The organism is Pseudomonas sp. BN411 (assembly GCF_029871235.1).
Classification (GTDB): domain Bacteria; phylum Pseudomonadota; class Gammaproteobacteria; order Pseudomonadales; family Pseudomonadaceae; genus Metapseudomonas.
In genome coordinates, this window is the sequence record NZ_SSOM01000073.1 from 151,876 (window position 1) to 172,742 (window position 20,867).

Here is a 20,867-nt window from a genome sequence, read left to right on the forward strand (position 1 = left end):
TTAGAAGAAGCCCTCGCCATGCGTCCCGCCCGTGCCCTGATCGATCTCGAAGCCCTGCGCCATAACTACCGCCTCGCCCGCGAAGTCACGGGCGCCAAGGCCCTCGCCGTGGTCAAGGCCGATGCCTACGGCCATGGCGCAGTGCGCTGCGCCCAGGCGCTGGAGTCCGAAGCCAACGGTTTTGCCGTGGCCTGCATCGAGGAAGCGCTGCAGTTGCGCGCGGCAGGCATCCGCAAGCCGATCCTGCTGCTGGAAGGCTTCTTCGAGGCCGACGAGCTGGAGCTGATCCAGGAGCACGATTTCTGGACCGTGGTGCACTCCGGCTGGCAGCTGGAGGCCATCGAAACCGCATCTCTTCGCAAGCCGCTGACCGTCTGGCTCAAGCTGGACTCGGGCATGCACCGCGTCGGCCTGCACCCGGCCGAATACCGGGACGCCTGGCAGCGCCTGCAGGCGACCGGCAAGGTCGAGAAGATCGTCTTGATGAGCCACTTCGCCCGTGCCGATGAGCTGGACTGTGCCAGCAGCACCGAGCAGGTCGCTGTCTTCGAGCAGGCCCGCGCCGGTCTCGAGGCCGAGGTCAGCCTGCGCAACTCGCCGGCAGTGCTGGGCTGGCCGCAGGTTCCGAGCGACTGGGTACGTCCCGGCATCATGCTCTACGGCGCCACCCCCTTCGAACAGGCGCACTCCCTGGCCGAGAAGCTGAAGCCGGTGATGACGCTGGAATCGAAAATCATCAGTGTGCGCGAATTGCCTGCCGGCCAGCCGGTCGGCTACGGCGCTAAGTTCGTCACCGAGCGCCCGACCCGCGTCGGCGTGGTCGCCATGGGTTACGCCGACGGCTACCCGCGCCATGCACCCACCGGCACCCCGGTGAGCATCGACGGGCAGCCGAGCCGGCTGATCGGCCGCGTTTCCATGGACATGCTCACGGTCGATCTCACCGACCTGCCCAACGCGGGCCTCGGCAGCCGCGTGGAGCTCTGGGGCAAGGAAGTCCTTGCCAGTGACGTGGCGGTCCACGCCGGCACCATTCCGTACCAGATCTTCTGCAACCTGCGTCGGGTGCCGCTCGTCTACGTCTGATGCCTGAATAAGGGGCCAAGTGATCATGAAATCGATCATTTGGCCGACGTTTCCTGCAAGATTACGGCTTTTCCAAGGCTCGCCTTGGGGTGTGGAAAGTTTGCGCGGTATTGACGGCCCGAGTGTTGTAAATACTGAACGCTGTTGCCATGATACGGCGACCGTGACCACCCCTGATCCCCAAGGAGGATCCCGCCATTGGACGTCGGTGTTCGACTGCAAGCCATCCGTAAGCTGAAAGGCCTGTCCCAGCGTGAGCTCGCCAAGCGCGCGGGTGTCACCAACAGCACGATTTCCATGATCGAGAAGAACAGTGTCAGCCCCTCCATCAGTTCGCTGAAGAAGGTGCTGGGGGGTATTCCCATGTCGCTGGTTGAATTCTTCTCTCTCGATCTTGAGCAGGAAAACCAGGTCCAGGTGGTTTATCGGGCTTCCGAACTCACCGATATCTGCAGCGGCGCCATCACCATGAAACTGGTGGGCAAGGCCCATCCCAGTCGCGCCCTGGCCTTCCTCGACGAGACCTACCCGCCGGGCTCCGACACCGGTGACGAGATGTACGCCCACGACGGCGAAGAGGCCGGCATGCTGGTCGAAGGCCGCCTTGAGCTGACCATCGGCAGCGAGGTGTACGTTCTCGAGCCGGGCGACAGCTATTACTTCGAAAGCAGCAAGCCGCACCGCTTCCGCAATCCGTTCGATGCCCCGGCTCGCCTGATCAGCGCGACCACTCCGGCGAACTTCTGAATTCCATGAGCGCCACGCGAATTTCCCTGCGACATGTTGGGTTGTTTCAGCGTGGCGAACTAACCGTATATACTTGCGCCCGCTCGCGAAACCGTGGCCGCGGGCGATACTAGCCACGATGAGGGTGTAAGGGTGAACCTAATCAAGAAGATGCTGGCGGCTCATGCTGCCGTATTGGCCCTGTGGGCTGTTAGCGCCCAGGCCGCGACCGACGACGCCGTTGCCGAGCGCATCAAGCCGGTAGGCGAGGTCTGCGTACAGGGTCAGGAATGCAAGGGTGTTGGCGCCGTAGCAGCCGCTGCTGGCGGCGGTGCGCGTACGCCGGACGACATCATTGCCAAGCACTGTGGCGCCTGCCACACCGCTGGCGTACTGGGTGCGCCGAAGATCGGCGATACCGCTGCCTGGAAAGAGCGTGCTGACCACCAGGGCGGCCTCGACGGCATCCTGGCCAAGGCCATCACCGGCATCAACAGCATGCCGCCGAAGGGCACCTGCGCCGACTGCACCGATGATGAGCTGAAAGCCACCATCAAGAAGATGTCCGGCCTGTAATAGTCCGCCATCGACGAAAAAGCCGCCCGAGGGCGGCTTTTTTGTGCCTGCAGGATGCGACCTGTTGCCGCAGCCGGAGCGAATTCATTCGCGATTGAAATCGCTCACAGGTAACCGGTTCCCTTGGGCCTGTAGGTTGGGCTGAGCTCTGCGAAGCCCAACGTTAGCAGGTGAGCACGCCCGTTGGGCTTCGTGGGCTCAGCCACAACCTACGACAGGACTTCGTCCTGTATCGCGAGGATCAATCGACGAAGGTGACCTTGCCGTCAGCGAGCGAGGCGACGCGCGCCAGGGACTCGATTCGGTAGCCCTCGCTTTGCAGGAGGGCACGGCCTTCCTGGAAGGACTTTTCGATCACGATGCCGATACCGGCGACACTGGCGCCGGCCTGCTGGATCAGATCGATCAGCGCCTTGGCGGCGTGGCCGTTGGCGAGGAAGTCGTCGATCACCAGTACGTTGTCGGCTGCAGTCAGGTGCTTGGCCGAGATGGCGATGGTGCTCTCGGTCTGCTTGGTGAAGGAGAACACCTTGGAAATCAGCAGGTCGTTCTTCAGGGTCAGCGACTGGAACTTGCGGGCGAAGATCACCGGCACGCCCAGTTCCAGACCGGCCATCACTGCAGGGGCGATGCCCGAGGCTTCGATGGTGACGATCTTGGTGATGCCCTGGCCCTTGAAGCGTTCGGCGAACTCATGGCCCACCTGCTGCATCAGGCGCGGATCGATCTGGTGGTTGAGAAAGGCGTCGACCTTCAGTACCTGCTCGGACAGTACGATGCCTTCTTCACGAATCTTCTGTTTCAGCGCTTCCACGCCTGTACCCTCATTTATTGCCCGGTCTGCGCCGGGGTTTGATTACGACTTCTTCAGCATGGCACGGATGTCCGCCAGGGCAGTGTTGCCGCGCGCGGCCTTCACCTCCACTGGTGCGTCTTCCATGCCTTCCCATTCCAGGTCTTCCTGAGGCAGTTCCTCGAGGAAGCGGCTGGGGGAGCAATCGATGATTTCGCCGTACTGCTTGCGCTTGGCGGCGAAGGTCATGGCCAGGTTCTGCCGCGCGCGGGTGATGCCCACGTAGGCCAGACGGCGTTCTTCTTCGATGGTGTCGGCTTCGATGCTGGAGCGGTGGGGGAGGATGTCCTCCTCGACGCCCATGATGAAGACGTAGGGGAATTCCAGGCCCTTGGAGGCGTGCAGGGTCATCATCTGCACGCCATCGGCACCTTCCTCTTCCTCCTGCTGGCGTTCGAGCATGTCACGCAGCACCAGCTTGGCGATGGCTTCCTCGATGGTCATCCCACCTTCTTCGTCGCGCTCGAGGGTATTCTTCAGGGCGTCGACGAGGAACCAGACGTTGCCCATGCGGAAGTCCGCAACCTTGTCGCTGGAAGCGTTCTGGCGAATCCAGTTCTCGTAGTCGATGTCCATCACCATGCTGCGCAGCGCGGCGATGGGATCGTTCTGCGCGCACTGCTGGCGCACGGTGTCCATGAAGCGCTTGAAGCGCTGCAGGCGGTCGGTGAAGCGGCTGTCCAGGTGCTCGGTCAGACCCATCTCGTCGCAGGCGGCGTACATCGAAATGCCGCGCTCGGTGGCGTAGTTGCCGAGCTTCTCCAGGGTGGTGGAGCCAATCTCCCGGCGCGGCACGTTGATCACGCGGAGGAAGGCGTTGTCGTCGTCGGGGTTCACTAGCAGGCGGAAGTAGGACATCAGGTCCTTCACTTCCTGGCGCCCGAAGAAGCTGGTGCCGCCGGACAGCCGATAGGGAACCTGGTGGTGCTGGAGCTTGAGCTCCATCAGCTTGGCCTGGTGGTTGCCCCGGTAAAGGATGGCGAACTCGCTGTAGGGCCGCTGGGTGCGCAGGTGCAAGGTGAGGATTTCCATGGCGATCCGCTCGGCCTCGGCGTCCTCGTTGCGGCAGCGGATCACCCGGATCGGGTCGCCCACGCCCATCTCGCTCCACAGCTGTTTCTCGAACACGTGGGGGTTGTTGGCAATGAGAATGTTCGCGCACTTTAGGATGCGGCTGGTGGAGCGGTAGTTCTGCTCCAGCATCACCACCTTCAGCGAGGGAAAGTCTTCCTTCAGCTGCATCAGGTTTTCCGGCCGCGCACCGCGCCAGGCGTAGATCGACTGGTCGTCGTCACCCACCACGGTGAATTGCGCACGGTGCTGCACCAGCAGCTTCACCAGCAGGTACTGGCTGGCGTTGGTGTCCTGGTATTCGTCCACCAGCATGTAGCGCACGCGGTGCTGCCACTTTTCCAGGATGTCCGGGTTGTCCTGGAACAGCTTCACCGGCAGCAGGATCAGGTCGTCGAAGTCCACCGCGTTGTACGCCTTGAGCGTGCGCTGGTAGTGCAGGTAGACGACGGCGGCGGTCTGCTCCTTCGGGTTGCGCGCCTTGGCCAGCGCCTCGTCCGGCAGGATCAGGTCGTTCTTCCAGTTGCCGATGTAGCCCTTGATCTCGTCGACGCCATCATCCCCGGCGTATTCCTTCTGCATGATGTCGGTCAGCAGCGCCTTGATGTCCGACTCGTCGAAGATCGAGAACCCGGGCTTGTAGCCCAGGCGCGCGTGTTCCTTGCGGATGATGTTCAGGCCGAGGTTGTGGAAGGTGGAGACGGTCAGCCCCTTGCCCTCGCTGCCGCGCAGCAGGGTGCCGACGCGCTCCTTCATCTCGCGCGCCGCCTTGTTGGTGAAGGTCACCGCGACGATGTGCTGCGCGCGGATCCCGCACTGTTGCACCAGGTAGGCGATCTTGCGGGTGATCACGCTGGTCTTGCCGGAGCCTGCGCCGGCGAGCACCAATAGCGGACCACCGACGTAGTTCACGGCTTCCTGTTGCCGAGGGTTGAGTCGGGACATGCTGGGGGCTGGATCAAGGCGAATGGCCGCGCATTCTAGCAGGCCGGCCGGGTTGTACCGAAGTACCTCCGGGCAACTGTGATGCAACCTCTATTGCTAGTGGGTTTTCCTTGGAAAATTCCTGATAGACAGTACGATGGTGCCGTCTTCGTCGGCGATTTGGCGAAGGCCACGCAGGGAAGTGTGGTAAGAACGACGCCGAAAATGGCGCTGTCTGGCGCGAAAGCGCTGAAGTATCCGTGACCCGGGGAGGTCATTTGTCCGCGCTCGTCGAGCCAATGCGCATGCTTCTGCTGGCGGAATCACCGGCCTGGGCAGAATTGCTTCGCGACCTTCTGGCCGCGATGGGCAGCGCATCCCCCCTGATCACTGCCGGTTCCTGGGATGCCGCCAGCGGTCTGATGGACGACCTGGACTGCGCCCTGGTGCTCTGCACCCCTGGCATGCTGCCTTCCGCCGGACGCTGCCCGCTGCCGATCATCCTGCTGCTGGAAGACGAGCCCGCCGAAGCCCCCCAGGGCGTCAGCGACTGGCTGGTGCGCGGGCATCTGGGCGTCGACACCCTGCGCCGAACCCTGCGCCACGTCCGCGAGCGGCGGAACCTGCAAGGCGCCTTGGAGCGCCTGGCCGAGCAGGACCCGCTTACCGGCATCGCCAACCGTCAGGGATTTCAGACTCTGCTGGCCGCGCGCCTGGTGGAATACGACGGGCGCGGCTTGGCCCTCGGCCACCTGGACCTGGACAACTTCCGCCACGCCAATGACGCCCTCGGCTACCAGGCCGGCGATCGCCTGATCCTGCAGGTGGTGGCACGGCTCAAGGCGCAACTGCGTGCCGGTGACCAGATTGCGCGCCTGGGCAGCGATGAGTTCGCCCTGCTGCTGGATACCCGTCGCGACCCGGCCCGCGCCGAGCGGGTGGCTGAGCGCATTGCCGAAGCCCTCGCCGAGCCCTATCAGGTGGATGGCGAAAGCCTGCTACTCGGCTGCAGTCTTGGTATCGCCCATTCCCGTGTCAGTGAGGGTGCCGATCCGTTGATGTGGCATGCCCACATCGCCATGCAGCAGGCCAAGGCCAGCCAGGGCTGTACCTTCCACATCTTCGATGAACGCATCAATCGCAGTGCACGCAGCCGCGCCGACCTGGAAAGCGAGCTGCGCCGCGCCCTTCGCCGCGACGAACTGGAACTGCACTACCAGCCGCGGCTGTGCCTGAAGACCGGCAACATCCTCGGCCTCGAGGCCCTGGTGCGCTGGCGCCACAGTGAGCGAGGCCTGCTCACCCCCAACGAATTCGTGCCGCTGGCCGAGGAAAGCGGCCTGATCGTACCCCTGGGCTACTGGGTGATTTCCCGTGCCCTGCGCGACATGCAGTGGCTGCGCGGACGCGGCCTGCCGCCGCTGCACATGGCAGTGAACCTGTCGTTCCGCCAGTTCCAGGACAGCCAGCTGCTTTCCACCCTGAGCCGGCTGATCCACGAGCGCGGCGTCGACGCGCGCTGGCTGGAATTCGAATTGACCGAAACCGCCGTCATGCGCCGCAGCGAGCAGGTGCGCCAGACCATGGATGCCTTGGGGCATCTGGGCGTGCGCTTCTCCCTCGATGACTTCGGTACCGGCTTCTCCTCCTTCGTCCACCTCAACAGCCTGCCCATTGCCCTGCTGAAGATCGACAGGAGCTTCGTCGGCGGCATGCACGACCGTCCGGAGAATCGCCAGTTGGTGAAGGCGATGATCAACCTGGCGCAGAACCTCAATCTGGAAGTGGTGGCAGAAGGCGTGGAAAACGCGGAGCAGTTGTCGCTGCTCCGCGAATTCGGCTGCGACCAGGCACAGGGCTACTGGATCAGCCGGCCGCTGCCCCTCGCCGAGCTGGCGCGTTTCCTGGTGTTTGGCACCCGCCAGGCATTACTTGCCAACCAGGAGCTTTGATTTGCGAGCTGTGGCTGGCGGCTACCTGTAGGTTGGACCAAGCGCAGCGCGGCCCAACGTGGGAAGCTCGGCCGGGAATGTTGGGCTTCGCGTAGCTCAGCCACAACCTACAGTCCCCGCGCAGTTATCCACAGGCCGCAGCAATCGCGCGGTCTTCCACTCGAAGCCCAGGGTCAGCCCCAGTGCCGCGCAGGCGAGGCCCAGCGCCAGGCCCCACCAGACACCGGTGGCGCCCCAGCCCAGGGGGAAGGCCAGCAGCCAGGCCGCTGGCGCGCCCACCAGCCAGTAGCAGGCGAGGCCGACCAGGAAGGTAGTCTTGGCGTCCTTCAGCCCACGGATCGCGCCCATGGCGATGGTCTGGATGCCGTCGAACAGTTCGAACAAAGCCGCCACCGCCAGCAGGCTCACGGCCAGTTGCACGATGTCGTGGAACTCGGCGGCGTGGCGGTCGAAGAACAGCCCCACCACCAATTCCGGCGCCACCCAGAACAGCACCGCGAAGGCGAGCATGCAGCTGGCGCCGAAGCCGATGCCCAGCCGCCCGGCGCGGCGTGCATCCTCCAGCCGGCCGGCGCCGTAGTGCTGGCCGATGCGGAAGGTCACCGCGTAGGAAATCCCGACTGGCACCATGAAGGCCACGTACACCGACTGGATGGCGATCTGGTGCGCCGCCAACTGGGTATTGCCGAGAGCGCCCATGCACAGGGCGGCGAAGGCGAACAGGCCGGATTCCACCGCGTAGGTGCCGCCAATTGGCAGGCCCAGCCGCACCAGTTCGGCCAGCGCCTCGCGGGACGGCTGCAGCAGGCCCTTGAGCAGCGGGTAGGCCGCGTAGGCCGGGTTGCGCACGATGTGCCAGGCCAGCAGCAGCGCCATGCCGTTCATCACCACGGCGGTGACCAGGCCAATGCCCGCCAGGCCCATTTTCGGCAGGCCGAACATGCCGTGGATCAGCGCGTAGTTCAGCAGGAAGTTGACCAGGGCGCCGCCGATGCTGATGGCCATCACCGGGCCGGGCCGGCCGATGGCGCTGGTGAAGCCGCGCAGGGCCATGAAGCCGAGATAGCCGGGCAGGGCGAAGATCAGGGTGGAGAGGAACTGCATGGCGCCTTCCACGCTCTCCGGTGCCTGGCCGAAGGCGAGCAGAACGGGTTTCAGGTTCCACAGCAGCAGGCCCGCGCCAAGCGCCATGCCGAGGGCCAGCCAGAGCCCGCTCTGGGTCAGGCGGGTGGTGCCGGCCTTGTCGTCGGCGCCATGGCGGATGGCGACCAGGTTGCCCACGGCGGCGATCACACCGACGCAGAAGATCGACACGAAGGAATAGCTGGCCGCGCCGAGGCCACCGCCGGCCAGAGCTTCGGGGCCGATCAGGCCCATCATCACGGTGTCGGTGAAGACCATCACCACGTGGGCCAGTTGGGCCGCGATCAGCGGTCCGGCCAGGCGCAGGATGGCCACCAGTTCATTGCGTATGCTCTGCGGCATGAGTAAGGCTCACTGTTTCGGAGAGCCGGCCAATCCCCTTGCCCGGCTTTGAATTCAGCAATTCTCCGAGCCTTGATGAATCGGCACAAAAGGAAAAAAATGATGCCATTCATGACTATTACTCATAGGTCGAGGCATATGTCGCGCCGTCTGCCCCCGCTTTACGCCCTGCGCGCCTTCGAGGCCGCCGCCCGCCATGCGTCCTTCACGCGCGCCGCCGAGGAGCTGGCCATCACCCAAAGCGCGGTGAGCCGGCACATCCGCACCCTGGAGGAACATTTCTCCTGTCGCCTGTTCGAGCGCCAGGGCCGCAACCTGCAGCTCACGGAGCCGGCACGCATGCTGCTGCCCGGTCTGCGCGACGGTTTCGATGCCCTGGAGCGCGCCTGCACGACGCTGCGGGTCGACGACGCCACGGTGCGCCTGAAGGCGCCGTCCACCCTGACCATGCGCTGGCTGCTGTCGCGCCTCAGCCGCTTCCGTCATCTCAACGCCGACATCGAGGTGCAGCTGACCAGCGCCTGGATGGATGTGGACAAGGTGGACTTCCAGCACGAGCCCTTCGATTGTGCGGTGCTGCTCAGTGATGGCCATTTCAGCCAGGACTGGGAGGTGACCCTGCTGTTCAGCGAATGGCTGATTCCGGTCTGTGAGCCCTCCCAGGCCGGCGAGCCCTGGAGCCTTCCGCGCCTGCAGGCGACCGAACTGTTGCACCCGACGCCGGACCGCCGCGATTGGCGCCGCTGGCTGCAGCGCATGGACCTCAGCGAGGAGGTGTCGCTCAAGGGCGGCCAGGTGTTCGACACCCTGGAGCTGGGCATAGTCGCTGCCGCGCGGGGTTATGGGGTGTCGATCGGGGATCTGGTGATGGTGACCGAGGACGTCACCCAGGGCCGCATCGGCCTGCCCTGGCCGACAGCGGTGGCCAGTGGCGACAGCTACTACCTGGTCTGGCCCCGCGCCCGCAGTGGCCAGGACCGCCTGCGCCGCTTGCGTGACTTCTTGCAGGCGGAGGTGGCGGCTATGCAATTACCAAAGGTGGAGCTGCTGGGCTAGGGCAACTGGCGCAGCCCATGTTCGAGGCTGGCGCTGGAAAGCTCGCCCATATGGCTGTGGTTCAGCCTGCCCTTGGCGTCGTAGAAGAGGGTGGTGGGCAGGCCGAACGACCCGGTGGCCTGGCCCAGGCGATTGCCGCTGTCGAGCAGGACTTCCCGGGGAGCCAGGCCTTGTTCGGCCAGATAGCGGGTCACTGCTTCGGCGTGCTCGCCCTGGTTCACCAGTAGGAAGCGCACATCGGGATTGGCTTTCTGCGCCGCTTGCAGCACCGGCATTTCGCGACGGCAAGGCGGGCACCAGGTGGCCCAGAGGTTGACCACCAGCGGGCGGCCATCCAGCGCACGCAGGTCCACCGGATTACCCTGCAAGTCCATCAAGCTCAGCTCCGGCAGCTGGCGACTGCGCTCCAGGGCTGAAACCAGCGCCAGGCCGCTCCCCCAGAGACTGCCGCCGACCAGCACGGCGATGGCCAATGACCGGCGCAGGTCAGGTTTGCGCCAGGCGAGCCCGGCACCGATCAGGGCGGCGCTGAGCAGGCCTGGCCAGAACAGGAAACCGCCGTCGCGGATATCCACAAGGCTCAGGGGCCGTGCCGCGTACTGTTCGAAGTACTGCCCGACGAACGCCAGCCGCGCCACCAGCAATCCGCCGATCAGCATGGCGAACAGCGCACCCTCGGGGTTGGCCTTGCGCCTGCGCCCGGCCAGCCAGCCTGCGAACAGCGCCGCGAAGAAGCCGAGGTAGAGCAGCCCATGCTGCATGGGAATGGCGAGGGGGCCGAGGTTGAAGCTGGTCATGCCGGACTCCGTGGGACGAGGCGGCGAGTATCGCAGCCCGGCGCCCATGGGGCAGCGCCAGGCTGTGGATAAATGTTTCGGGGAAGGAGCTGCCTCAGCGCACGACGTGGAGGAAGTGCAGGTGCTTCTCGTACTGGTCGAGCAGGTCGCCGATCACCTCGTCGCGGCTCCAGCCCATCACGTCGTAGTCCTGCCCGCCTTCGCGCAGGTAGACCTCGGCGCGGAAGTACTTGCGCGAGTCCTGGCTCTCCTCACCATCGCGGCTGACGAAGGCCGGTAGCGGCAGGGCCCGCGGGCGCACCTCGTAGCTGAAATCCACCTCGGCGCCGTGGCCGACGTTCAGCTTGCAACGACCATCCTCACCGTTCTGCACATCGACCGTGTAGCCCTGCTTGCGCAACTCCTCGGAAATTTCCTGGCAGGCAGGGCGCACCACTTCGTCGATGAAACGGGTGACATGGCTGCGGCGCGGGAACATCAGGATATTGCGCAGGCGCCGCTGCCAGCCGCCGTGCTGGCGCTGGGCCGGTCGCGAGAGGTTGAGCGCCTGGTAGCGGATGCCGCGTTTGGTGGCGTCCAGGCGCAGCGCCTTGAGCAGGCCCCAGGTGGCCGCCAACAGCACGACGGCGAACGGCAGGGCGCTGGCGATGGTCGCGGTCTGCAGGGCCTTGAGGCCATCGGCCAGCAGCAGCGCCATGGCCACGACGCCCATCAGGATCGACCAGAACAGGCGCTGCCAGAGCGGTGTCACCTCACGGCCACCGGAGGCCAGCATGTCCACCACCAGGGCGCCGGAGTCGGCGGAGGTGACGAAGAACACCACCACCATCAGCACCGCCACCAGCGACAGCAGGGAGGAAAAGGGGAACTGTTCGAGAAAGGCGAAGAGCGCGAGTGAGCTGTCCTGGGCCACGGTGTCCGCCAGGCTGTGGACACCTTCCTGCAGCACCATGTGGATGGCTGTGTCGCCGAAGACTGTCATCCACAGCAAGGTGAAACCGGCCGGGACGAACAGGACGCCGCAGACGAACTGGCGGATGGTGCGGCCCCGGGAAATACGCGCGATGAACAGGCCGACGAAGGGCGACCAGGACAGCCACCAGCCCCAGTAGAGCAGCGTCCAGCCGCCGATCCAGTCACTGGATTCGTAGGCGTAGAGGTTGAACGTCTTGCTGACGATCTCCGAGAGGTAGCCGCCGGTGTTCTGAATGAAGGTCTTGAGCAGGAACACGGTGGGCCCCAGGACCAGCACCACGGCCAGCAGGATCACCGCCAGCAGCAGGTTGAACTCGGAGAGGATCCGGATCCCCCGGTCCAGCCCGCTGGCCACCGACAGGGTCGCCAGGGCACAGGTGACGGCGATCAGCACCAGTTGCACGGGCACGCTGACCGGCAGGCCGAACAGGTGGTTGAGGCCGCTGTTGATCTGCAGCACGCCGTAGCCGAGGGAGGTGGCCACGCCGAACACGGTGCCGAGGATGGCGAAGATATCCACAGCGTGGCCGATGGGGCCATGGATGCGCTCGCCGATCAGCGGGTAGAGCGCCGAGCGCAGGGTCAGGGGCAGGTCGTGGCGGAAGCAGAAGAATGCCAGGATCAGCGCGACGATGGCGTAGATCGCCCAGGCGTGCAGGCCCCAGTGGAAGAAGGTCAGCTTCATGGCCTCCTTGGCCGCCGCCACCGTATTGGCATCGCCCACCGGCGGGTTGGCGTAGTGCATCAGCGGCTCGGCAACGCCGAAGAACATCAGGCCGATGCCCATGCCGGCGGAAAAGAGCATGGCGAACCAGGTGCCGTTGCGGTAGTCGGGCTGGCTGTGGTCAGGGCCGAGCTTGATGTCGCCGAAGCGGCTGATCGCAAGGAAGACCACGGTGATGAGGATCAGCGCCACCGTGAGGACGTAGAACCAGCTGGCGTTGGTGATGATCCAGCCCTGGATGTGGCCGAACAGTGATTGCGCCTGGTCACGGGCGAGGGTGCTGTAGAGCACCAGGGCGATGATGAGGATTGCGGAGCCGAAAAAGACCGGCGGATTGAGGGTGGATTGCGAAGACGAACGTGCCTCCATTGAGCTAGCTCTCCTTGTAATCGGATGGCCGCCAAGGGCGGAAGGCGCGGCATTCTAGCAGGATGAATAGAAAAAGTCTTTTAGGTGTGCCTTGATGATAGTTTTAAGCGTGTCACGACATTGGCTCCGGGCGGTACTGGAGCGCCTCTCCCAAGTGATGGCGGGAGATGTTTTCAACCTGCTCCAGATCGGCCAGGGTTCGTGCCACCTTGAGGATGCGGTGGGCCGCGCGCAGCGACAGGTTCAGGCGCTCGCAGGCGTCTTCCAGCCAGGCGCGGTCGTCGGCTGCGAGCAGGCAGTGCTGGCGCAGCCCCTTCAGGTCGAGGAAGGCATTGGCACAACCCTGGCGTCGGAGCTGCAGGCGCCGCGCCCGGCTGACGTCGGCGGCTGCCTCCGTGCTACCAGGACCGACACTGGTGGGCGGTTGCAATGCGGTGGCTTCGCGGGCGACGGTCAGGTGCAGGTCGATGCGGTCGAGCAAGGGGCCGGAAAGCTTGCTGCGATATCGCTGGATCTGCTCCGGGGTACAGCGGCAGCGGCCACCGGGATCACCAAGATATCCACAGGGGCAGGGGTTCATGGCCGCGACCAGCTGGAAGCGGGCGGGGAAACGCACCTTGTCATGGGCGCGGGCGATGACGATTTCACCGCTCTCCAGCGGCTCGCGCAGGACCTCCAGCACCTTGCGGTCGAATTCGGGGAGTTCGTCGAGGAACAGCACGCCCTGATGCGCCAGCGTGATCTCGCCGGGCTTGGGGCGGCTGCCACCACCTACCAGCGCTGCACCGGAGGCGCTGTGGTGGGGCTGTCGAAAAGGTCGTTGGGGCCACGCTTGCAGTGGCGCGTGGCTGGCGACCGAATGGATGGCGGCTACTTCCAGGGCTTCCTGTTCTTCCAGGGGCGGCAGCAGGCCGGGCAGGCGGCTGGCAAGCAGCGTCTTGCCGGTGCCGGGCGGGCCACAAAACAAGAGGTTGTGGGAGCCGGCGGCAGCGACCAGCAAGGCGCGTTTGGCGGCCACCTGGCCCTGGACGTCGGCGAGGTCGGGGTAGGGCGGACGTTCTTCCAGCAGGCCCAGGGCCTGATAGGGGGCGAGGGGCGTATGGCCGGCGAAGTGTGCGGTCAGCTCCAGCAGGTGCCCGGCCGCCAGGACCTTGAGGCCGCTGGCGAGGCTGGCCTCCTCGGCGTTCTCCCGGGGCACCACCAGGGTGCGGCCGGCTGCACGGGCGGCGAGTGCGGCGGGCAGTACGCCTTGTACGGGGCGCAGGGTGCCGGAAAGCGCCAGTTCGCCTAGGCATTCCACCTGTTCCAGGGCGTTGGCCGGCAGTTGGCCGCTGGCGGCGAGCACGCCAAGGGCGATGGCGAGGTCGAAGCGGCCACCGTCTTTGGGCAGGTCAGCTGGCGCGAGGTTGAGTGTGATGCGGCGGGGCGGGAAATCGAAGCCGCTGTTCAGGATCGCGCTGCGCACGCGGTCCTTGCTTTCCTTCACGGCAGTTTCCGGAAGCCCTACCAGGGCGAGGGACGGTAGGCCGTTGGCGAGGTGGGCTTCGACGGTCACGGCAGGGGCTTCGACGCCGACCTGTGCGCGACTGTGGACGATGGCCAGGGACATTGATCACTCCTTGATCGGTCCGCCGGGCCGGAGTGGTGTCACTCCGCCGTCGGCGGGTTCAGCTTGGCTTCCAGTTCCGCGACCTTGGCCTCCAGGGCTTCCAGGCGAGCGCGGGTACGGCCCAACACGACCATCTGGCTGTCGAACTCGTCGCGGCTCACCAGGTCGAGCTTGCCGAAGGCGCTCTGCAGCAGGACCTTGAACTGGGCCTCGACCTCGGCGCGGGGCAGCGGGCTGTCGCTGCTGAACAGGCGCGAGGCGGTGGAGGCGAGGGTATCGAGCAGGGCTTTGGGCGGCAGCATGGCGGGCATCCGAAAGTGAATGGGCGGAAGTCTACCACGCTGCTCCCGGGCGTCGGGCCGGCTAAGGCTGGCGCACAATTTTTGAGCAATGGCCTGGGGCGCTGCGCACTGCTTTGGTGCGATACAGGTGGTGAGTCGAGCCCATCTGACGGGCATTGGGCCAGTATCTTCTTGAAAAAAGGCACTTTCCTTGGAGCTGGCAAGAATTCTGCTTAAAGCAGAGCGACGCATGCACTGATGCAGTTCCGGTGCACCGGGCGAGGCGGGGGAGTGTTTCGCCAGAAGCGGTTGGTTGGTGTCGGAGTCCCGAGCCAGGGCGGGCCGACGCGTTACAAAAGCCAGACACTGCGCTTAGACTTGACCCGGGTTCGTGTTTTTCCTGGGGCAAGTCAACCAAACACGGGAGAGAGTTTCATGAAGCTAGTCACCGCCATCATCAAGCCTTTCAAGCTCGACGACGTGCGCGAGTCGTTGTCTGAGATCGGCGTGCAGGGCATCACTGTCACCGAGGTCAAGGGCTTCGGACGGCAAAAGGGTCACACCGAGCTGTACCGCGGAGCGGAATACGTTGTCGATTTTCTGCCGAAAGTGAAGATCGACGTGGCCATCGCTGACGACCAGCTGGACCGCGTGATCGAAGCCATCACCAAGGCTGCCAACACCGGCAAGATCGGTGACGGCAAGATTTTCGTAGTCAATCTGGAACAGGCCATCCGTATCCGTACCGGCGAAACCGGCACAGACGCGATCTAAGCCTCCGAACCCCAACGCCCCAGGAGAAAACAACATGACTCTGCGTAAAGCCGCAGGGCTAGGAGCCCTTTTGTCCCTCGTTACCCCCGGCCTGGCCATGGCCGCCGACGAGGTTGTGCTGAACAGTGGCGACACGGCGTGGATGATCGTCGCCACTGCCTTGGTGCTGTTCATGACCATTCCCGGCCTGGCGCTGTTCTATAGCGGCATGGTGCGCTCCAAGAACGTCCTCTCGGTGATGATGCAGTGCTTCGCCATCACTGGCCTGATCAGCATCCTCTGGGTGGTATACGGCTACAGCCTGGCCTTCGACACCACCGGCATGGAGCAGGGGGTGATCAACTTCAATTCCTTCGTGGGCGGCCTGTCCAAGGCTTTCCTCAGCGGCCTGAACACCAGCAGCCTGGTGTATGCGATTCCTGAGAGCGTGTTCATCACCTTCCAGATGACCTTCGCCATCATCACCCCGGCGCTGATCGTCGGTGCCTTCGCCGAGCGCATGAAATTCTCCGCCATGCTGATCTTCATGGCCGTCTGGTTCACCCTGGTTTATGCCCCGATCGCCCACATGGTGTGGAGCGGCAACGGTGGCCTGATGTGGGATTGGGGCGTGCTGGACTTCGCCGGCGGCACCGTAGTGCACATCAACGCCGGTGTCGCTGGCCTCGTGGCCTGCCTGGTGCTGGGCAAGCGCAAGGGCTACCCGACCACCCCGATGGCTCCGCACAACCTGGGCTACACCCTGATGGGCGCCGCCATGCTGTGGATCGGCTGGTTCGGCTTCAACGCCGGCTCTGCCGTGGCCGCCAACGGCACCGCCGGTATGGCCATGCTGGTCACCCAGATCGCCACCGCCGCTGCCGCCCTGGGCTGGATGTTCGCCGAGTGGCTGACCCACGGTAAGCCGAGCGCCCTGGGCATCGCTTCCGGCGTGGTCGCCGGCCTGGTTGCCATCACTCCGGCTGCCGGTACCGTCGGCCCGATGGGCGCCCTGATCATCGGCCTGGTTGCCGGCGTGATCTGCTACTTCTGCGCCACCAGCCTGAAGCGCAAGATGGGCTACGACGACTCCCTGGACGCCTTCGGCGTGCACGGCATCGGCGGCATCATCGGTGCCCTGTTGACCGGCGTGTTCGCGGCGCCTGCCCTGGGTGGTTTCGGCACGGTGGAAGACATCGGCGCCCAACTGCTCACCCAGTTCGAAGGCGTGGCCTTCACCGTGGTCTACACAGGCATCGTGACCTTCGTGATCCTGAAGGTGCTGGACGTGGTCATGGGGCTGCGCGTCAACGAAGAGGAAGAGACCGTCGGCCTCGACCTGGCTCAGCACAACGAGCGTGGCTACAACCTCTGATCCTCATGATTTCCCCGTTGGGCGGTTGCCGGTGGGGATGTCGGCGGGAATGCCAAAAAGGGCGCCGAAAGGCGCCCTTTGTTTTTTTTTCGGCCGCGCTAGAATGCCCGCCGTACGAGCCGGAACAGGTATTCGCGCATGTGGCAGCAGACCCTGATCACCTTGCGCCCGAGGCCGCGTGGCTTCCACCTGGTCACTGAGGAAATCCTCGCGGCCTTGCCGGAACTGCGGCGCTACCGCGTCGGTCTGTTGCACCTCTGGCTGCAGCACACGTCGGCGTCACTGACGGTGAACGAAAATGCCGACCCCGCGGTCCGCCGGGACTTCGAGCGATTCTTCAATCGACTGGTGCCCCAGGGTGAAAGCGGCTATGAACATGACTACGAAGGGCCGGACGATCTGCCCGCGCACTTCAAGGGCAGCCTGCTCGGCTGCCAGCTGAGTCTTCCCGTGCGGGACGGACAACTGGCAATGGGCACCTGGCAGGGTGTCTACCTGGGAGAGCACCGTGATCAAGGCGGTGAACGCCGGGTGTTGGCGACCTTGCAAGGCGAGGCGTCCTGAATTTTTTCTGGCAGCGTTAGTAAGCTGGCGCAGCTGGGCTATAACTAACCTGCTTTGGCAAGGCATGAGGTAGAACATGAGCGACGAAGAACTGGAACAAGACGAGCTGGAAGCGGCCGACGAGGAAGACGGCGAGGAGCTGGCTGCAGCCGATGATGGTGACAGCGACGACGATGGCGAGGCCCCTGCCCCCTCCGGGAAGAAGGCCAAGGCTGCGGTCGAAGTCGAGGAAATGCCCAGCATCGAAGCCAAGCAGAAAGAGCGCGATGCCCTGGCCAAGGCCATGGAAGATTTCCTGGCCCGTGGTGGCAAGGTGCAAGAGGTCGAACCCAACGTGGTTGCCGACCCGCCGAAGAAGCCGGACAGCAAGTACGGCAGCCGCCCCATCTGAGGTCGGCCCCCGTCGAAAGGCCCGCCATTGGCGGGCTTTTTCATGGGTGTGGGAAAAACGGCGTGACGAGCGGAACGAGGCCGACCTTGCCGGGTGCGCCGGCCATGAGTCGCAGCCTTGTGGGCGGAGTGGCTCCTACCCTCAGTGCCACCTGGCCCAGCGTGCCAGTACCTCGGGCAGCTCCCGCAGACTGGTGATTTCGGCATCGGGCAGCTGTTCGCCGCTCCATTCCTTGCCCAGCGGGTTGAACCAGATGGCGCGCAGGCCGGCTCGGCGAGCGCCTTCGATGTCATCCGCCGGATGGTCGCCGATGTGCACGGCTTCCCCGGCGCTGACGCCGCCGCGCTTCAGCGCTTCGAGGAAAGGCACCGGGTCGGGTTTGCCGATGCCCAGTTCCTCGGCGCAGAGGGCGAACTTGAAGTAGTCGGCCAGGCCCAGGCGGCGCACATCGGCGTTGCCATTGGTGATCACGCCCAGGCTGTAGCGGATCGCGAGGCGCTCCAGGGTGGGCACGGTATCGGGGAAGAAAGTGATGCGGTGGCGTGCCTGGAGCATGGCCTGGAAGGCACCTTCGGCCAGGTCGACGGCGTCGTCAGCGGAGTAGCCGACACCCTCCAGGGCGCGACGCAAGGTGCGGCGACGCAATTCGCTGAGGCGGTGCTTGAGACTCGGCTCCGCAGCGAGGATCTCGCCGCGAATGGCCCAGAGGTGTTCCACCGGCAGGGTGCCCAGCGCGGGGGTGTGTTCCATCAGCCAGTCGCGCATGGCGGTTTCGGCGCCTTCGATCACCGGCCGGTTGTCCCAGAGGGTGTCGTCCAGGTCGAAAGTGATCAGCTGGATACTCATTCGTCTGCTCCCCTTCGCTTCGCCCTTGGGTGGGCCTGGTCGTAGACCGAGGCAAGGTGCTGGAAGTCCAGGTGGGTGTAAATCTGGGTTGTGGAAATGTCGGCGTGGCCGAGCAGTTCCTGTACGGCTCGCAGGTCCTGGGATGACTCCAGCATATGACTGGCGAAGGAATGCCGCAGCATGTGCGGATGCAAATGCTGGCCCAGTTCACGAACGCCGGCCTCGCGTACTCGCAGCTGTACGGCGCGAGGCGTCAGGCGGCGGCCCTGTCGGCTGATGAATACCGCGCGGTCGCCCGGATTGGCTGCCGCGCGCAAGGGCAGCCACTCTTCCATGGCCTCGCGGGCCTTGCTGCCTACCGGCAGCTCGCGGGTCTTGTTGCCCTTGCCGCGCACCCGCACGAGGCCCGCAGAAAGGTCCAGGCCGTCGAGGTCCAGCCCCACCAGTTCGGAAAGGCGCAAGCCGGAGGAATAGAAGAGTTCCAGCATGGCCTGGTCGCGGCGGGCGATGAAATCGTCTTCCACGCCACCGTCCAGCAACTGCTGGGCTCGGTCGGCGTCGAGGGCGCGTGGCAGTCGGCGGGCGCCCTTGGGCGCGGCCAGGCCATTGGCCGGATCGTGACGGCAACGGCCTTCGCGGATCAGGTACTGGTAGAGGCCGCGTACGGCCGACAGCAGGCGCGCGAGGCTGCGGCTGGACAGGCCGTCCTGGTGCAGCCGGGCGACGAAGCTGCGCAGGCTGCGGACGTCCAGGTCGTTCCAATCGGCGATGCCGTACTTCTCGCACAGCGCGCGCACCTTGAGCAGGTCGCGGTGGTAGCCGTCCAGGGTATGGGCCGACACCTGGCGCTCGCTGCGCAGGTGACTCAGGTAGGCGTCCAGGTCGGCATTCATGGGACTTCCTTGGAATGCGCTGCGGCTTATCTCACCGAACGCAGGGGTGTCGCGAAGCGCGGCAGTACTCGGGCCAGGACTTCGGCGATGTAGCCGAGGAACAGGGTGCCGAGGGAGCTCTTGTAGTGCTGCGGGTCCGGGCTGCCGATGGCGAGTACGCCGTGCAAGCCCTGGTAGCTCAGGCTGACCACGCCCGCCGAGCCGACCTGGTCGCGCTCCTGCGCGCCGAACAGGAACTCCAGCTCATGGCCGCGCAGCACGCCACAGATGGTCTTGCCGCCGGCCAGCAGGCCGCCGATGCTCTGATGCGCTTCGGCGACAGTGACGCTACGCCCAACCGGCAGGGTGTTTTCGCTGAACAGAATGAGGCTGACGAAGGGCACCTGGAACTCGTGACGCAGGCTGTCTTCCACTGCGCCTACCACTTCTTCCAGGCTGGAGGCGTCGAGCAGGTCGAGCACCAGGCGACGGGTCTTGTCGAACAGCCGGTCGTTTTCCCGCGCTACGTCCATCAGCTGCGAAAGACGATGGCGCATCTCGATGTTGCGCTCGCGGAGCAGCTTCACCTGGCGTTCCACCAGGGACACGGCGTCGCCGGGCTGGTGGGGGATGCGCATCTCGGGAATCAGCTCTTCATGCTGGACGAAGAACTCCGGATGGAGGCGCAGGTAAGCGGCCACCGTCTCGGAGTCGAGGTGCTGCGGGGGTTCCTGGTGCTGGTCGGTCATAGGCGAACCTGTCCTTCGAATACGCGGACGGCGGGTCCGGTCATCATAACGGGCTGACCCGGGCCGGCCCACTCGATGGAGAGGCGGCCACCAGGCAGTTCGAGTTGTACCGGGGAGTCCATCCAACCCTGGCGGATCGCGGCGACTGCTGCGGCGCAGGCACCGGTGCCGCAGGCCTGGGTTTCCCCGGCGCCACGTTCCCAGACGCGCAGTTTCGCCTGCTTGCGGTCGACGATCTGCAGGAAGCCCACGTTTACCCGCTGGGGGAAGCGCGGATGGTGCTCCAGCTTCGGCCCGAGGCTGTGTACCGGGGCGCTGGCGACGTCATCAACGCGCAGCACGGCATGGGGGTTGCCCATGGAAATGGCTGCCAGCTCGACGGTCTGGCCGTCCACTTCCACCGGGTAGTTCAGGGCTTCGGCGTCGGCGACGAAGGGAATCTGCTGTGGGACCAGGCGTGGCGGTCCCATGTCCACGGTCACCTGACCATCCGGGCGGACATCCAGTTCGATGATGCCGCTCTTGGTTTCAACGCGGATGCGCTTCTTCACCGTCAGGCGCTTGTCGATGACGAAGCGGGCGAAGCAGCGCGCGCCGTTGCCGCACTGCTCCACTTCCGAACCATCGGAGTTGAAGATGCGGTAGCGGAAGTCGACGTCCGGGTTGGTCGGTGCTTCGACGATCAGCAGTTGGTCGAAACCGATACCCGTGTTGCGGTCGCCCCACTGCTTGGCGTGCTTGGGCTGAATATGGGCGTGCTGGCTGACCAGGTCGAGGACCATGAAGTCGTTGCCGAGGCCGTGCATCTTGGTGAAGCGCAATAGCATGGATGC

20 protein-coding genes are annotated in these 20,867 nt (G+C 65.0%); 9 read left to right on the top strand and 11 right to left on the bottom strand.

Translation table 11 applies throughout. The features are described 5' to 3' along the window. Positions 1-18 precede the first annotated feature (18 nt). From alr to E8F06_RS18765, 3 genes are all read left to right on the top strand, one after another. On the top strand, positions 19-1,086 hold the full coding sequence (gene alr / locus E8F06_RS18755; protein WP_280369954.1) for an alanine racemase: 1,068 nt from the start codon (positions 19-21) through the stop codon (positions 1,084-1,086). 198 nt (positions 1,087-1,284) lie between these two features. Continuing rightward, positions 1,285-1,833, top strand: coding sequence for a cupin domain-containing protein (locus E8F06_RS18760; protein ID WP_077525549.1), 549 nt, complete (start codon positions 1,285-1,287; stop codon positions 1,831-1,833). Between the two features lie 132 nt (positions 1,834-1,965). Then, positions 1,966-2,388, top strand: a complete 423-nt coding sequence (locus E8F06_RS18765) for a c-type cytochrome (protein WP_190829223.1) — start codon at positions 1,966-1,968, stop codon at positions 2,386-2,388. A 241-nt stretch (positions 2,389-2,629) separates the two neighbouring features. On the opposite strand, the gene E8F06_RS18770 is transcribed toward E8F06_RS18765, so the two are convergent. After that, complete coding sequence (locus E8F06_RS18770; RefSeq protein ID WP_151138365.1) at positions 2,630-3,202, bottom strand: xanthine phosphoribosyltransferase; 573 nt, start codon at positions 3,200-3,202, stop codon at positions 2,630-2,632. Positions 3,203-3,244: 42 nt separating this feature from the next. Continuing rightward, positions 3,245-5,257, bottom strand: a complete 2,013-nt coding sequence (gene rep, locus E8F06_RS18775) for a DNA helicase Rep (RefSeq protein WP_280369957.1) — start codon at positions 5,255-5,257, stop codon at positions 3,245-3,247. A 257-nt stretch (positions 5,258-5,514) separates the two neighbouring features. On the opposite strand from rep, the gene E8F06_RS18780 reads away from it, so the two are divergent. Further along, positions 5,515-7,188, top strand: a complete 1,674-nt coding sequence (locus E8F06_RS18780; protein WP_280369958.1) for a bifunctional diguanylate cyclase/phosphodiesterase — start codon at positions 5,515-5,517, stop codon at positions 7,186-7,188. A gap of 96 nt (positions 7,189-7,284) precedes the next feature. Here the strand turns inward: E8F06_RS18780 and E8F06_RS18785 are convergent, their stop codons facing one another. After that, positions 7,285-8,673, bottom strand: coding sequence for a NorM family multidrug efflux MATE transporter (locus E8F06_RS18785; RefSeq protein WP_280369959.1), 1,389 nt, complete (start codon positions 8,671-8,673; stop codon positions 7,285-7,287). 138 nt (positions 8,674-8,811) lie between these two features. Between E8F06_RS18785 and E8F06_RS18790 the strand changes: the two genes are divergently transcribed. Further along, a complete protein-coding gene (locus E8F06_RS18790; RefSeq protein ID WP_280369961.1) occupies positions 8,812-9,729 on the top strand; it encodes a LysR substrate-binding domain-containing protein in 918 nt (305 codons plus the stop codon). On the opposite strand, the gene E8F06_RS18795 is transcribed toward E8F06_RS18790, so the two are convergent. The 4 genes from E8F06_RS18795 to E8F06_RS18810 form a co-directional block, all read right to left on the bottom strand. Next, positions 9,726-10,526, bottom strand: a complete 801-nt coding sequence (locus E8F06_RS18795) for a TlpA disulfide reductase family protein (protein ID WP_280369963.1) — start codon at positions 10,524-10,526, stop codon at positions 9,726-9,728. The genes E8F06_RS18790 and E8F06_RS18795 overlap by 4 nt on opposite strands. A 94-nt stretch (positions 10,527-10,620) precedes the next feature. Next, complete coding sequence (betT, locus tag E8F06_RS18800) at positions 10,621-12,594, bottom strand: choline BCCT transporter BetT (protein ID WP_280369965.1); 1,974 nt, start codon at positions 12,592-12,594, stop codon at positions 10,621-10,623. A gap of 112 nt (positions 12,595-12,706) precedes the next feature. After that, positions 12,707-14,203, bottom strand: a complete 1,497-nt coding sequence (locus E8F06_RS18805; RefSeq protein ID WP_280369967.1) for a YifB family Mg chelatase-like AAA ATPase — start codon at positions 14,201-14,203, stop codon at positions 12,707-12,709. A gap of 38 nt (positions 14,204-14,241) precedes the next feature. After that, positions 14,242-14,505 (bottom strand): accessory factor UbiK family protein, encoded by a 264-nt coding sequence (locus E8F06_RS18810; protein ID WP_280369968.1) that lies wholly within the window; start codon positions 14,503-14,505, stop codon positions 14,242-14,244. 414 nt (positions 14,506-14,919) lie between these two features. On the opposite strand from E8F06_RS18810, the gene glnK reads away from it, so the two are divergent. The 4 genes from glnK to sutA all read left to right on the top strand — a co-directional run bounded on the left by glnK (position 14,920) and on the right by sutA (position 17,567). Continuing rightward, positions 14,920-15,258 carry a P-II family nitrogen regulator gene (gene glnK, locus E8F06_RS18815; RefSeq protein ID WP_003457590.1) on the top strand — a complete coding sequence of 113 codons (339 nt, stop codon included), beginning with the start codon at positions 14,920-14,922 and terminating at the stop codon, positions 15,256-15,258. Positions 15,259-15,292: 34 nt separating this feature from the next. Then, on the top strand, positions 15,293-16,612 hold the full coding sequence (locus E8F06_RS18820; protein ID WP_280369970.1) for an ammonium transporter: 1,320 nt from the start codon (positions 15,293-15,295) through the stop codon (positions 16,610-16,612). A 138-nt stretch (positions 16,613-16,750) separates the two neighbouring features. Further along, positions 16,751-17,176, top strand: a complete 426-nt coding sequence (locus E8F06_RS18825) for a secondary thiamine-phosphate synthase enzyme YjbQ (RefSeq protein WP_280369973.1) — start codon at positions 16,751-16,753, stop codon at positions 17,174-17,176. A 76-nt stretch (positions 17,177-17,252) separates the two neighbouring features. After that, on the top strand, positions 17,253-17,567 hold the full coding sequence (gene sutA / locus E8F06_RS18830; RefSeq protein ID WP_077525561.1) for a transcriptional regulator SutA: 315 nt from the start codon (positions 17,253-17,255) through the stop codon (positions 17,565-17,567). Positions 17,568-17,708: 141 nt separating this feature from the next. Here the strand turns inward: sutA and E8F06_RS18835 are convergent, their stop codons facing one another. From E8F06_RS18835 to dapF, 4 genes are read right to left on the bottom strand one after another with little or no spacing between them, the layout of a single operon-like run. Continuing rightward, positions 17,709-18,413 carry an HAD family hydrolase gene (locus E8F06_RS18835; protein WP_280369975.1) on the bottom strand — a complete coding sequence of 235 codons (705 nt, stop codon included), beginning with the start codon at positions 18,411-18,413 and terminating at the stop codon, positions 17,709-17,711. Then, a complete protein-coding gene (gene xerC / locus E8F06_RS18840; protein ID WP_280369977.1) occupies positions 18,410-19,306 on the bottom strand; it encodes a tyrosine recombinase XerC in 897 nt (298 codons plus the stop codon). Before xerC ends, E8F06_RS18835 begins: the two co-directional genes overlap by 4 nt. A 26-nt stretch (positions 19,307-19,332) precedes the next feature. Then, positions 19,333-20,034 carry a DUF484 family protein gene (locus tag E8F06_RS18845; protein WP_280369979.1) on the bottom strand — a complete coding sequence of 234 codons (702 nt, stop codon included), beginning with the start codon at positions 20,032-20,034 and terminating at the stop codon, positions 19,333-19,335. Further along, on the bottom strand, positions 20,031-20,861 hold the full coding sequence (dapF, locus tag E8F06_RS18850) for a diaminopimelate epimerase (protein WP_280369981.1): 831 nt from the start codon (positions 20,859-20,861) through the stop codon (positions 20,031-20,033). The genes E8F06_RS18845 and dapF overlap by 4 nt, the downstream gene beginning before the upstream one ends. Positions 20,862-20,867: the final 6 nt, after the last annotated feature.